Origin of the sequence: Pseudomonas sp. MF4836, assembly GCF_002018875.1 — a bacterium.
Classification (GTDB): Bacteria; Pseudomonadota; Gammaproteobacteria; order Pseudomonadales; family Pseudomonadaceae; genus Aquipseudomonas.
The window spans coordinates 33,416-47,496 of sequence record NZ_MVOL01000006.1 but is presented as its reverse complement, the minus strand read 5'-3'; the positions used below and the strand labels follow the sequence as shown (position 1 = coordinate 47,496).

The 14,081-nt window shown below is 60.8% G+C and carries 9 protein-coding genes; all 9 read right to left on the bottom strand.

All coding sequences use genetic code 11. The features are described from left to right. Positions 1-58 precede the first annotated feature (58 nt). Positions 59-3,637, bottom strand: a complete 3,579-nt coding sequence (locus MF4836_RS15270) for a glycosyltransferase (protein WP_078470974.1) — start codon at positions 3,635-3,637, stop codon at positions 59-61. Positions 3,638-3,751: 114 nt separating this feature from the next. Continuing rightward, a complete protein-coding gene (locus MF4836_RS15265; RefSeq protein WP_078470973.1) occupies positions 3,752-5,332 on the bottom strand; it encodes a flagellar hook-associated protein 3 in 1,581 nt (526 codons plus the stop codon). Positions 5,333-5,345: 13 nt separating this feature from the next. Continuing rightward, positions 5,346-7,403, bottom strand: coding sequence for a flagellar hook-associated protein FlgK (gene flgK / locus MF4836_RS15260; RefSeq protein ID WP_078470972.1), 2,058 nt, complete (start codon positions 7,401-7,403; stop codon positions 5,346-5,348). A 10-nt stretch (positions 7,404-7,413) separates the two neighbouring features. Beyond that, a complete protein-coding gene (gene flgJ / locus MF4836_RS15255; RefSeq protein ID WP_078470971.1) occupies positions 7,414-8,679 on the bottom strand; it encodes a flagellar assembly peptidoglycan hydrolase FlgJ in 1,266 nt (421 codons plus the stop codon). 11 nt (positions 8,680-8,690) lie between these two features. Further along, positions 8,691-9,800 (bottom strand): flagellar basal body P-ring protein FlgI, encoded by a 1,110-nt coding sequence (locus tag MF4836_RS15250; protein WP_078470970.1) that lies wholly within the window; start codon positions 9,798-9,800, stop codon positions 8,691-8,693. Between the two features lie 15 nt (positions 9,801-9,815). Further along, complete coding sequence (flgH, locus tag MF4836_RS15245; RefSeq protein WP_078470969.1) at positions 9,816-10,511, bottom strand: flagellar basal body L-ring protein FlgH; 696 nt, start codon at positions 10,509-10,511, stop codon at positions 9,816-9,818. 55 nt (positions 10,512-10,566) lie between these two features. Next, positions 10,567-11,352: a flagellar basal-body rod protein FlgG gene (gene flgG, locus MF4836_RS15240; RefSeq protein WP_020299315.1), complete on the bottom strand. Its 786-nt coding sequence runs from the start codon at positions 11,350-11,352 to the stop codon at positions 10,567-10,569. Between the two features lie 45 nt (positions 11,353-11,397). After that, positions 11,398-12,138: a flagellar basal body rod protein FlgF gene (locus MF4836_RS15235; protein ID WP_078470968.1), complete on the bottom strand. Its 741-nt coding sequence runs from the start codon at positions 12,136-12,138 to the stop codon at positions 11,398-11,400. Between the two features lie 362 nt (positions 12,139-12,500). Continuing rightward, positions 12,501-14,066: a sigma-54-dependent transcriptional regulator gene (locus tag MF4836_RS15230; RefSeq protein WP_078470967.1), complete on the bottom strand. Its 1,566-nt coding sequence runs from the start codon at positions 14,064-14,066 to the stop codon at positions 12,501-12,503. Positions 14,067-14,081 lie beyond the last annotated feature (15 nt).

The window sequence follows — 14,081 nt, the reverse complement described above, 5'->3', positions numbered from 1 at the left end:
GCAGCAGGCAGGGGGTAACAGCAGCTTCTGTGCCAGAGTTAAATATCGATGCCTGTGATCAGTCGCCGACCCAGGCATTGAACCAGCGGTCCAGGGTATCGCCCTGCAACAACCAATCACGCATCACCGCCTCATGCAGGGCGTCGCCCATACGATAGCTGGCATCCGGGTCGCTCAAGTGCATGCGAATCGCCGCCACCCAATCCTCGGTGCTGTTGCTCGGTACACGGGTGCAGGGCAAATCTCCACGATAGGCCTCGGTATCGGAGCAAATTACCGGGAAGCCACAGGCGCCGTACTCCAGCAGCCTCAGGTTGCTTTTACAATCATTGAAAATATGCTGTTCCAGCGGCGCCAGAGCGAGGTCAAGATTCAAACTTGAAAGCTTGGCCGGGTAGTCCTTCAAACTGATGGATGCATGAAACTCATGAACATAGGGCAGCAGCCCTTCAGGGCACATGCCAAAAAAGACCCATTCCACTTCATCGGCCAGCTCTCTCACCACTTGCGCAATGATCTCCAGGTCGCCGGTGTGGCTGGAACCTCCGCCCCAACCGACCCTTGGCTTGCGCGACGTTGCACGTAGAGCACGCAGCCCGTTCCATATCTGCGGTACCAGGGTATTGGGCACCACCCGAATGTCCTGGTGCATGTTCGACAAGGCATTGGCCAACGCGTCGGTGGTCACTACCACACGATCACACAGGCCGATGGATTTGCGCACAATGTCTTCGATGTTCGCTGCCTTGTTCCGCGCATGGTTGTTTTTCTTCGGCGCGCTGATGACGTAGTCATCCAACTCAAAGATGCGCCGAGCGCTGGAGTAGGTCTTGAGTCGCTGCAACTCGGCGGCAGAACCTTCGCCATAGCGGCATTGCAGCAGGATCATGTCCGGCGCCATGCGCTCGATATCAATCACCGACGGCGGCTCATAGACAAAACGTCCTACCACCCTCCCCGCTGACTCCAGTGCCTTGAAAGGCTCGGTTACGCGGTAATGACCAGTGGCGGAGCTGTTGATCGGCAACGCCAGAATCGATGGTACGGCGCGGGTATAGAGCGGGTTCCAGCTGTCGCGAATACCTGACTCGAGCCTGAAGTTGGAACTGTTCAAACTCAACTGCGGGTTGTAGGCCGGATCGCGGGCCAACTTCGGCAACCAGCGTAGATAGAAGGTTTCCTCCTCCAGCACACGCAACTCGTTAGCAGCTGACTCAGGCACCTGCACAACGTGCGAGCCCAGCATGATGCTGGCGTGCGGCGTCCAGACCACCAGATAGCCCGCCTGCCCGATCCTCAGGCACAGATCCAGATCATTCAGGCCAAGGGTAAATGCCTGCTCATCGAGACAACCAATGTCCTCGAACACCTGCTTGCGCACCATCAGGCAGTCACCACTGACCGCACTCCAGTTCTGCGCGACTTGCAGGCGCTGCAAATAACCACGGGCCTCGATGTCTTCGTCCTGGAATGCGCTATTGGCCGGCCCCGCCATCCCCAGCACCAACCCTGAACGCAAGACCTTGCCTTGCGGGCTCAGGACTCGAGCACCGACCACCCCGACCTCTGGACGCTGTGCATGGTTAAGCAATTGCTCCAGCCAATCGGCAGCGCAGATCACACTGCGGGCGTTGAGCAGTACCAGATAGTCACCACGGGCCTCGCTCGCAGCAAGGTTGTGGATGGCCGCGTCATTCGGTGCATCGGAAAAGCCGATAACCCGTAGCATCGAGGCGCCTAGCTGGGCCATCGCCAGCAGCCACTGCGCCATCTGCGCATCGCCGGCACCGCTATCGACAATCAGGATTTCATAGTGGGCATAGCGGGTCGTCTCAAACAGGCTTTCAACGCAACGCTGCAAGCCCGGCAGGTCGGTGCCGGCCTGGATGATTATCGAAACCACGGGCTTGTGCTCATGCAGGTATTCAACGTGGTTGAGCACCGGCAATGGGTCGGAATGCAAGCGGAAAGGCACGCGCAGCCGTTCCAGATGCGCAGCAACCAGCAGGGCACTGTGCTCGACCACCTGCGGTAGCGAAAGCCACTGGGCAAAACTCAAATTCGACTCGACCTGGATCTCGGCAATATGCTCGACCGTCTGCGGCCCAACCGCTTCCACCAGACGCCATAGCGCATCCTGAGGTGACAGCTCGGCAAAAGCATGATCAAAACCGCCCAATTCAAGGATGCTCTCGCGCTCGAAAGCCAGGGTTCGACCGACATAGGGGTAGCTGCGCATAAGGTCGAGGTTGAAGTCAGGCTTGAAGACCGGCTCACCCGACTCGCCATCGACCAACGCACCTTCATCGCTGTACACGCATCGGATTCCCGAGAGGTGGGCAATTCGCTCGGCCAACAATAGCAACGCCGAATCCGCCAGCTTGTCGCCTGCCTGTAGCAGGTAGAACCAGTCACAACCTTCCAGGGTCGGCAGCAGATCGTTCAGTTGCTGCACCCAGTCCTGGGCTGCCGGCAACTGCAATACATCGCTTTTCGCTTCATACAACACATCAGACAGCAGCACCACCTGGTGGGGCGCGTAGATCTGACGCTGCAAACTTTGCAGCGTGGCTCGCAACGGGCCACGCTCACCTACAGCATCGATAATGATCGGCACCAGAGCCGGCCGCCGAGGCCATGCATCAACTTTTTGCGACATCAACTGGCGCTCGACCACCGAGAAACTGCGCGCAGCCAGCCACTCCCGATAAAACTCGGCGTAGCTTTCGCTTTGGGTACCGATACGCGCCTTAAACGCATTCTGACGATTGGCCAAAATCAGCGTCACGCACACTTCCTTCCAGGCCCTGCCACCGTCGGTGGTAGGCACCTCCAGTGCAACGTGACGCACCCAACCCGAGGCTGGAGGCTGCTCACCCGTACGGGCGCCCAGCATCGCCTTGAGCCAATCCAGCTCGGTCGGCGCCGCAGCAGCGACATGTGGTTGTTTGCTAAGTTGGTCTTCGTGCAAACGCTCGGTACTTAACACCTGAGCCAGCATCGCAAAGTTGCCACGCCGCAGCAGGCAGACGAACAGAGCAAAATCCAACTGTGCGAGAAAGCCGCCCGTTGCTTGCGTCAGCGCCGGGACCAGTGCCAGCAGATCACTGCGACGCATTAGTGCAGCACTGAAGTTACCCAGGACATTGCGCGGGCTTTTTTCAAATATCGCCAACAAGTCCTCGCCTTTGAAAATCGCATCCGTGGGCACCAGGCCGCAATTATCCAGGCGCATGGGCAAGGCGAAACTGTTGGCATCGGTAAGCAGTCGCAAGCCAAACACCAGATTGACGTCTGCGTGATCATTCAACACCTGGGCCTGGCGGCTGATGCACTCGTCAAACAACAGGTCATCGTCGCAGAGCACTTTCACCAACTCGCCCCGGGCCGCCTCTATACCGCGTAAGAGATTACCGGTGAACCCCAAATTCTCGGGGTTGCGCAGATAGCGCAATGGCACCCGCGCCTGCGCCGAAAACGAGTCGACAATCTGCTTGATCTCGTCATCGAAGCAATCGTCACAGACGATGATTTCAAGATTCTGATAGGACTGGCTCAGCGCACTTTGTAGGGCAAGGCCGAAGAAACGCGGACTGAAGGCAGGGATGACGATGCTGACGAGGGGGGCTGTATTCACGAAGGGTAACTCTCGAGCGGCGCACTCCCCAGCCAAGGCAGATGGGGAGCACAGAACCGCTTAAAAAAGGACGGCGGCGCTCGCTGGTAAACGGCAGGACAGAGTCCCGAACATTTACACCTTGTTGAACAGCCCAAGCTGGGCAATTTTGCTGAACGCCAATTGCGAAGCCTGCAACATGGTTTGCTGCAACGTCAGGCGGGTCATGACCGCGGCCGGGTCGGAATCACGGATACCCGACTGAGTCTGGGCATTGGCCAGTACCAGTGACTGGTTGGTGTCATTCTGGGTCTCCAGCGCCGCCCCCCGACCACCGACCGAGCTCAGGCCAGCAGAGAGCTGATCGTTGCCGCTGGCCAGGTTGGCAAGGCCCGAGGCCAGGCCGGCATTAAGCTTCTGCAGCGCAATCGGATTGCCATCTACCGGAGTATTCAAGGTTTTTTTCAACTGGCTCACGGTGTCCAGAATGTTCTGGGTCTCGTGGGTGTTGACCGCCACGCTGTACTGATTTCCCGCGGCTGGTGCGGTGCTGTCCAGGGTGAACTCGACACCGGACGCGGTGGCCTTGTTGCCCACCACAGTGCCGCTGGATACCGGCTTGCTGCTGGAAGTCAAGGGCGCGGCGTACAGCTCGAAGTCAGTGGAACTGGTGAACTTCAGGATCGCCGAACCGTTTGGGAAACTGGCGTGGTAAGCGGCTGGGTCGGTGACCTTTGAGCCGGTTATCTGAGTTGTGGTGGGGTTACCCGGGCTGCGAGTGACGTTGAACGAATCCGGCTTGGACGCCAGTTCGAAACTGTAGTTGGGCAGATCGGCAACCGGATCATCACCGGCGGCCAGATTGATATTGAGGTTCAGATCAACGCCGCGAAATTTGACGCTCTGCGTATCTTTCTTGGTGGGATCAAAAGCGCCGGCCAGGCTGGCCTCGGACGTTACATCAAGATTGTTGGAGTCGGTGATCTTCAGCTGGTTGCCACCGACAATCTCAATCTTGTAAGGCTCGCCACTAAGGAACTTGTTGCTGTACGTCACGCTGGACGTCACCTGACCATTGGACAGAGTGATTTGGTTCTTGTCCTGCGGCGACCCTGGCACGGGTGCGGTCGCAGTAACCTGGCTGCGGCTGGTGTTGATCGCTTGCTGGAACACTTCCCAACCAGTGCTGTTGGTGGCCATCGACATGCTGTCGCCGACTGGCAAGTCCAGGGTCACCTGGTCACCGTTGTAGGTGTAGGTGCCGTCACTGTTACGCGAGAATGGCGCAACGTCACCCTTGGAACCGGAGAAAATATATTTGCCGTTTTCGTCCTGGCTGTTCATCAGGCTCAACAGCTGCTCTTCGATCTGCCCAAGCTCCGAGGCGTTGGCCTGGCGGTCGGCGTCGGTGTAGCCGGCACTGCCTGCACCAACGGTGAGTTCCTTGGCACGCTGCAGCACATTGTTGATGCTGGTCATCACCGATTCGGTTTGCCCCAGGGTCGCCTTGATGGTACTGGTATTGGTCTTGTACTGATCCAGCATCGAGGCTTGCTGCCCCAGTTGCAGCAGACGCGAGGCTCCGACCGGATCATCGGCGGCGGTGTTGACGCGCACTAGGCTGCTGGCCTCTTCGCTGCTTTTAACGACGTTGGCGAAGTTCTTCTGGTAGTTGGCAGCGGTGGACTCGTAAAACTGGGCGGTAGAAATGCGCATGGGCTACGACTCCTTAAAGACTGTTGATCAGTGTGCTGAAGATTTCCTGCGCAGCCTTGATGATCTGCGAAGACGCGGTGTAGTACTGCTGGTACTTGACCAGGTTGCCGGTTTCCTCATCGAGATCGACCCCCGACAGCGAATCCCGGGCGCCCTTGGCGTTGGCCAGGATGGCCGAGGTCGCGGCGTTGTCGAGCTTGCCCTGGGCGGCCTTGGCGCCCACACCTTCGACCAGCTTGCCGTAGGCATCAGTCAGGGAAATACCTTTACTGGCACTGCCGGTATCGACGGTTTGCGCCGTCTGCAAGCCGGCCAGGGTCGTGCCGTTGCGGTTGTCCAGGGTGCCTGGCTGGCTGAGGGAAATATTGATCCCGGCAGCCGAGGCTGGAGAGCCTGCGACGGTCATCTCGAACGCGGCGGTGCGCTGCACCGGCGGCGTGCCCGAATCCATGATCGCGTTGCCGCTGGCGTCGACCAGCGGAATGCTCAGGCTCAAGGTGTTGCTCTGGCCGGGCACGATGGTGCCGTTGCTGATCTCGTGGCCGCCAGCGTCGAGCAACTGGTAAGTCTGGGTCGTGCCGCCGGCAGTGCCGAAGACCAGCTTGACCGGAGTCGATGTCTTCAGGCCGTTCTGGATCGCCTGGGTAGCCGCCGTGTCGTAGATATCCAGCGAGGTTTTCAGGGTCGGCTGACCGCTGGCCGGGATCGACAGCGTGCCACTGCTGCCCGAGGCGATGGCGGCACCCAGCGGCGCGGCAATGGCCAGGCGCTTGGAGTCGGTCATCTCGGTCTTGATGCTGGTCGCGGCGTTACGGGTCGGGGTCAGCTTGAAGGTGTCGCCGGCAGTCGCGCTGGTAGCGGTGAACTTCAGGGAGAAGCCATCGATCACCGGCGGCGTGGTGGCCGTAGTGCTGAACGAGCCTGCGGAGCTGCCATCGGACAGGCGCTGCACGGTGTAGTCGGTGGCGCTGGTGAAGGTCACCTTGTAATCGCTGATCGACAGCTTGCCGGTGTCTTCAATGTTGACATTGAAGGTACCCGCGCCAACGTTGGAGGTCGATGCGACACTGCGCTGGGCAACCTGGGAGGCACTGTTGATGCTGCTGAAAATGTTCGAGCCGAATTCACCGTTCTTGTCGATGCCCTGGGCCTGGATGGTGTTCATCTGGTCAGCGACCACCAAGGCTACGCGCCCCAGTTCATTCATGGCCGGGTCCAGCACCGTGCTGCGATAACGCAACAGGCCGCCGATCTCGCCACCGGTCATGATCGAGGTGATGTCGATGGTGCTGGCGCCACGATTGAGCTGGATCGCCGAACGCGACGGATCGTCCTTGCTCGGCACCACTTCCAGGGTGCTGACGGTGCCGCCCATGACCAGCGGTTGGCCGCTGCCCAGGTAGATATCCAGGTTGCCGTCGCGCTCCATGACCTGAGCGCCGGTGAGGCTGGAAAGCTGGCGCACGGTTTCGTTGCGCGAATCCAGCAGGTCATTCGGCATGCCGCCGGAGCTGGAGATCTCGGTGATGCGCTGGTTCAACTGGGCCACGGTACTGGCCAGCTTGTTGACCTGGTCCGCCATGCTCGACAGGTTGCCGTTGATGGTGGTGTTCTGCTCGTTCAACTGGGTGGACATCGAGTTGAAACGGTTGCTCAGAGCCTGGGCATCGCTGAGCAGCAGTTGGCGCGATGCATCGTCACCCGGCTTGGAGTTGACGTTCTGCACCGAGGCGAAGAATTTGGTCAGAGCGCCATTGAGGCCCGTGCCACTGTCGGAGAGCAGGCTGTCGAGCGGCGTGACCTGGCCCAGGTAGGCGGCCGAGTCGCTGTTGAGCGAGGTCTTGGTCTGCAGTTGCGCGTCAAGGTAGCTGTTGTAGACGCGGCGCACGTCGGCCAGGGTGGTACCGGTGCCGATATACACCGTGCCGTACTGGATGGAGGCCTTGGTGCCCTGCACGGTTTGCTGGCGCGAATAGCCGGCGGTATCGGCGTTGGCGATGTTGTTACCCGTAGTCATCAACGACGATTGGCTGGCTGACAGCCCCGACATCCCGATATTGAGCAAACTCATGGTTCAGACCTTATAAATTCGTGGAAGCGCCCGCCGCAGCGTAGTTCTCGTAGCTCTTCATCTGCTTGGCAATCTGCGAAATCTTGCTTGCGTAATCCGGGTCGGTTGCATACCCGGCTTTTTGCAACTCGCGTACAAACTGTTCAGGCTTATCGGCCGACTTCAGCACTTCTTGATAGCGATTGTTGCTCTGCAACAAAGTCACCAGGTCATGGAAACTGTCCTGATAGGAATCGTAGGAACGGAACGCTGCCGTCTCCTTGACCATCTCGCCATTTCTGAATTCGCTGGTGATCGCTCGTGCCTGATCACCCTTCCAACTGCTGCCGGCCTTGATGCCGAACAGGTTGTGGCTGCTGGAGCCATCCTGCTGGCGCATGACCGACTTGCCCCAGCCGGTTTCCAGGGCGGCCTGGGCCACCAGGTAGCGCGGATCGACACCAATGCGCTTGGCCGCCTGCTCTGCCATCGGCAGCATGGTGGCGACGAAATCATCGGATGAACTGAAGGCGCTCTTGGCCGGCGCCAAGGGCGGCTGGGCCACGGCGCGACCGTAGATCTGCATCCGTCCACGGGGCGCGGCGAAGGTCTGCGCACTTTGCCAGTCACCCTTGATCACAGCGTCAGTGGCGGCTGTAGTGCGCCCTGGCGCGGCGTTTTTGCCGGAGGCATCGGTGCCGGTAGCAGAAGGCACGATGCCCGCCAACAAGCGATCGGTCAGCTTGCTCGGCAGCGAGATCCGCCGCTGATTGAGCAAGGCCATGTCGTTGTGCACGGTCCCCGAGGTATGCGGATCGACGGCGCGCGAGGCCCACAGCGGACGCTGGCCGTTGACCCGGGTCAGCGGCCCGCCGATGGCGGTGGTGCCCGCGGCAATGGCGGTGGGCGTCGCCTTGGCGTCGGCAGTGGCCCCCGGCACGGCAGCCGCTGTGCCCGGAACCACCGGTTTATTCTTCGACATCTGGCGCATCAGCACATCGGCCAGGCCGATACCGCCGCCATTGCGCGACAGGGAAACCGCCAACTGCTGGTCGTACATTTCCTGATACTGCTTCGCCGCTGGCGTATTGAGCGGGTTGTCCTTGCCCAGGGCTTCGGTGGCCGAGCGCATGGACTTGAGCATTTCCCCGAGGAACAGCGACTCGAACTCCTGCGCCACCTTGCGCATGTTGGCGTCACTGTTCTTGTCGCCGACCTTGAATTGGTTAAGCCGGTTGAGGTCCGAATACGACCCCGAATCACCGCTGCCCACCAGGCCGCTCTTGCGAATATCCATGCTCGCCTACCTCAAATCACAATCAGGTCGGCTTGCAACGCGCCAGCCTGTTTCAACGCTTCAAGGATCGCCATCAAGTCACCCGGCGCTGCGCCGACCTGATTCACCGCCCGCACGATCTCGTCCAGGGTGGTGCCCGGGCCGAATTTGAACATCGGCTTGGCTTCTTGCTGGGCGTTGACCCGCGAGCGCGGCACGACGGCCGTCTGCCCATTGGACAGCGGGCCCGGCTGGCTGACGATCGGGTCTTCGGTGATGGTCACGGTGAGGCTGCCGTGGGTCACGGCGGCCGGCGAAACCTTGACGTTCTGGCCGATCACGATGGTGCCGGTGCGGGAGTTGATGATGACCTTGGCCACCGCCTGCCCCGGATCGACTTCCAGGTTCTCGAGAATCGACAGGTAGTCCACGCGCTGGCTTGGATCGAGCGGCGCGGTCACCCGGATCGAACCGCCATCGATGGCCTGGGCCACGCCAGGGCCGAGCATGTCATTGATCTTGTCGACGATGCGCTTGGCGGTGGTGAAGTCGGAGCGATTGAGGTTCAAGGTCAGGCTGTTGCCCTGATTGAAACCGCTCGGCACCGCACGCTCGACCGAGGCCCCGCCCGGGATGCGACCGGCCGACGGAACGTTGACGGTGATCTTCGAACCGTCGCGCCCCTCGGCATCAAAACCGCCCACTACCAGGTTGCCCTGGGCGATAGCGTAGACGTTGCCGTCGATACCCTTGAGCGGCGTCAGCAGCAAAGTGCCGCCGCGCAGGCTCTTGGAGTTGCCGATGGAGGACACGGTGATGTCCACCACCTGCCCCGGCTTGGCGAACGCCGGCAGGTCAGCGCTGATCGACACCGCCGCGACGTTTTTCAACTGCACGTTGCCGGAACCGGCCGGCACCTTGATGCCGAACTGCGACAGCATGTTGTTGAAGGTCTGCAGGGTGAACGGCGTCTGGGTGGTCTGGTCGCCCGTACCGTTAAGCCCGACCACCAGGCCGTAGCCGATCAATTGGTTGGAACGCACGCCGGAAATACTGGCGATGTCCTTCAACCGCTCGGCCTGTACGCCAAGGGATGTGGACAGCAACAACGCGGCCGCCATCAGGTGCTTGAAATTCAGCATTTGATTTTTCATCACCTAGAAAGGGAACAGCGGGCTTAGGAAGAAACGGTCGAACCAGCCCGGTTGGTTCGCATCGGCAAACGAACCGGTGCCCGAATAGGTAATGCGCGCATCGGCGACCCGAGTCGAGGACACGGTGTTGTCGGTGGCGATATCGTCGGCCCGTACCAGCCCGGCAATCCGTACCAGCTCATCGCCGGTATTGAGGGTCATCCACTTCTCACCGCGCACGGCGATGATGCCGTTGGGCAGCACGTCGGCCACGGTGACCGTGATCGAACCGGTCAGGCTGTTGCTCTGGGCGGCCTTGCTGTCGCCCTTGGTGGCGCGGTTGCCGCTGTATCCGGCATTCAAGGTCAGGTCGCCATCGCCCAGCGGGTTGTTGGTATTGGGCACGGCGCCGAACAGTGAACTCAGGCCGATGCTGTTGTTGCTGGTCTTGGTCAGCGCCGAGTTGGCCCCTTTGCTGGCCTGGGTCCGCTCGTTGAGGGTGATGGTGATGATGTCACCGACCCGGAACGCCTTGCGGTCGCCATAAAGGTTCTGCTCGAAGCCGGCCTGGTAGATCGAGCCGTTATTGGCGGCTGCAGGCAACGGCGTGCGCGGCAACACCGGCGCGTAGTACGGGTCATTGGGTTTCGGCGGCGGGCTGACACAGCCCGCGAGCACAGTGATCCCACTCAGCGTTAGAACACACACAAACCGATTCATGACCCTACCTCACGGTGTTGCAGGCGCGCCGTTCAAGGCCGCCTCGAAGACTTGATTACAGATTCTGCGTTACGAACGAGAGCATCTGGTCGGCGGTGGAAATCACCTTGGAGTTCATCTCGTAGGCACGTTGAGTGGTGATCATGTTGACCATCTCTTCAACGGTGCTGACGTTGGATGTTTCCAGGGTGTTCTGCAGCGTGGTGCCGAAACCGTTGAGGCCCGGGGTACCGATCTGCGGCGCGCCGCTGGCGGCGGTTTCCAGGAACAGGTTGTTGCCCACGGCTTGCAGACCGGCCGGGTTGATGAAGTCGGCGGTTTGCAGGTTGCCGATCACTTGCGAAGCCGGGTTGCCGGCCACGGTGATGGAAACCGTGCCGTCCTGGCCTACGGTGAAGGTCTGGGCATCGTTGGGAACCACAACCGCAGGCTCCAGGGTGAAGCCGTTGGCGGTGACGATCTGGCCATTGGAGTCCAGGTGAAAGGTACCGTCACGGGTGTAGGACGTGGTGCCGTCCGGCTGCAGGATCTGGAAGAAACCACGACCGTTGACCGCCAGGTCGAGCGGCTGCTCGGTGGTCTGCAGGCTGCCGGCAGTGAAGTTCTTCTGGGTGCCGACGATGCGCACACCGGTACCGACTTGCAGGCCCGATGGCAGTTCGCTGTCCTGGGTCGACTGCGAACCAGGCTGACGCTTGATCTGATACAGCAGGTCCTGGAACTCGGCGCGATCACGTTTGAAACCCGTGGTCGAGACGTTCGCCAGGTTGTTGGAAATAACGGTCAGGTTGGTGTCCTGGGCGGACAGACCGGTTTTGGCAACCCATAGAGCCGGAAGCATTCGATTCTCCTCGTGCGCCTGTTTTACGGCGCTACGTACTGGTGATTAGCTGATCTGCAAGACCCGAGCCATGGCCTGGTCGTCTTCTTTCGCGGAATTCATCATCTTGATGTGCAATTCGAACTGCTTGGCCAACGCCAGGACCGAAGTCATTTCTTCAACGGCATTGACGTTGCTCGACTCCAGGAAACCCGACACCAACTGCACATTGGCATCAGCCGGTGCGGCCTGGCCGTCCTTGGTCTGGATAGAACCGTCGAGGCCCTTGGTCATGCTTTTCAAATCCGGGTTGACCAGCTTGATGCGGTCGACTTCAGCCATCACCCGCGGGCCTTCGCCCATGGCGCGGATGCTGATGGTGCCGTCCTGGCCGATTTCGATCTTCTGCTCGGGCGGCACGGCGATCGGACCGCCATTGCCCATCACCGCCATGCCGTTGCCCGCCCGCAACACACCCAGGGCGTCAACATTCAGGCTGCCGGTGCGCACGTAGCTTTCACCGCCACCCGGGTTCTGCACTGCAATCCAACCCTTGCCGCTGACGGCCACATCCAGCTCGCGACCGGTTTCCACCAGGGAGCCAGGCGTGAAGTCGGTGCCAGGACGTTCCGACATGGCAAAGGCGCGCGCCGGAAAGCTGTCACCGAACACCGGCATCGAACGCGCCTGCTCCAGGTCGCGCTGAAAACCGTTGGTGGAGATGTTCGCCAGATTGTTGGCATGAGCCTTTTGCGCCAGAGCATTCTGGCTGGCGCCGGTCATTGCCACGTAAAGGTACTTGTCCACAGTCTTTCCTCTGTCTGCCGGACGTTTGCCGCCCACCGCTGTACTGATGAGCCTTAAGCAATAAGCGCACCAACTTGTTTTAGAGCGATCAATCCCCAGGCGGAGCAAGGCTTTGGCGGGGCGGGGAGGAAATTCGGAGCGCGGCGAGAGACGGAAAAACGGCGGTCTTATGCCGCTAACGGCAAGTAACGGCCTGGATACACAGTTGCACCCGAGGTATTACGGCACTCGCCGCTACACGTGTAGCCGCTGCCGAGGCACGAGGCTGCGCGGGCCATGCGCAACGCTGCGCTTCTCCAGGCATCACTTCAGCACCCGCCCGGGCCCAGCATCCGAACTCGCCCCAAACCTATCCACATCGGCTACCGGTCGACAGGGGTTTTGCCGAGCTGATGATCACGCAATTTATTGGCGATGGTGGTATGGGAAACCCCCAGGCGCTTGCCCAGCAGGCGGCTGCTCGGATGCTCGGCATACAGGCGCTCAAGCACCGTCTTTTCAAAGCGCCCAACGATATCCTCCAGGCTGCCCTCCAGGGAAAAATCGCCAAGCGGCTGACGCACGCCATAGTCCGGCAAGCGAATATGCTCGGCTTTGACCAACGCCCCATCACATAACGAAACCGCCTGGAACAACACGTTCTCCAACTGCCGCACATTGCCCGGCCAATGGTAATGGCTGAGCCGCTCCATGGCGGGCGGGGCCAGGGTCGGCAACGGGCAGCCGATCTGCCGGCTGGCCTGGTCAAGAAAGTGCTCCACCAGCGGTGCCAGACCGTCGAGGCATTCGCGCAATGGCGGGATATGCAGGGACAACACATTGAGCCGATGGTAAAGGTCCTGACGAAACTCGCCGCGCGCGCAGAGCTCCGAAAGATCGACCTGGGTCGCGCAGATAACCCGCACATCCAGGTACACCTCCTCATCACTGCCTACTCGGCGGAAGCAGCCATCCTGCAAAAAGCGCAACAGCTTGACCTGCAGCCGCGGGCTCATCTCCCCGACCCCATCCAGAAACAGCGTGCCACCGGCGGTCAGTTCCAGCAGCCCGAGCTTGCCTTCAGCCCGCGCGCCCTCAAACGCACCCGGGCCGTAGCCGAACAGCTCGGTCTCGGCCATCGACTCCGGCAACCCGGCGCAATTGAGCGCCATCAGCGGCGACTGCCCACGGGGGCTGGCCAGGTGGCAGGCTCGGGCCAGCAACTCCTTGCCGGTGCCGGTCTCGCCTTCGATCAACAGTGGCGCATCCAGCGGCGCCATGCGCCGCGCCTCGCGCACCACCGCCGCCATGACCTTGGAGCTCTGGAAGATACTGTCAAAGCCTCGCAGCTCCTGCTTGCGCACGTTATAGATGCGCTCACCGACCCGATCCGCGCGGTGCAGGGTCAGGACCGCGCCCGCCAGCGCCTCGCTGTCGTCATGCTCCGATTGCAGGGGCGCGATATCCGCCAGAAATACATCCCCCTTGACCTTGACCCGCAGGCCGTTGATTCGCGACTTGCTGGCCCGTACCAGCTCCGGCAAATCAAAATCCTCGGCGTACCGCGACAGCGGGATCCCCGGCACCTCGTCCACCCGCACCCCGAGCAACTGCGCCGCCGCGCGGTTGGCGGCCACGATCGAACCGCCCATATCAATCGACAGCACCGGGAACTCCAAAGCACCGAGCAAGGCGTTGAGCTCCATATGCCGGCGCTCGCTGGGCATCAGCCCCACCCGCTTGACCCCGAACACCCCGGTAATGGACTCGAACTTGGGGCGCAAGGCCTGGAACTGCAGATTGATCAGGTTCGGGCAGTGCAGGTAGATCGCATTGCCGTGCTCCCCGCCCACCTCGCCCCGAGCCACGTTGATCCCGTACTCCACCAGCAGGTTGAGAATGTCGCGCAGGATGCCGATGCGATTTTGGCAGTGGACTTTGATCCGCATATAAAAGACCCGAAA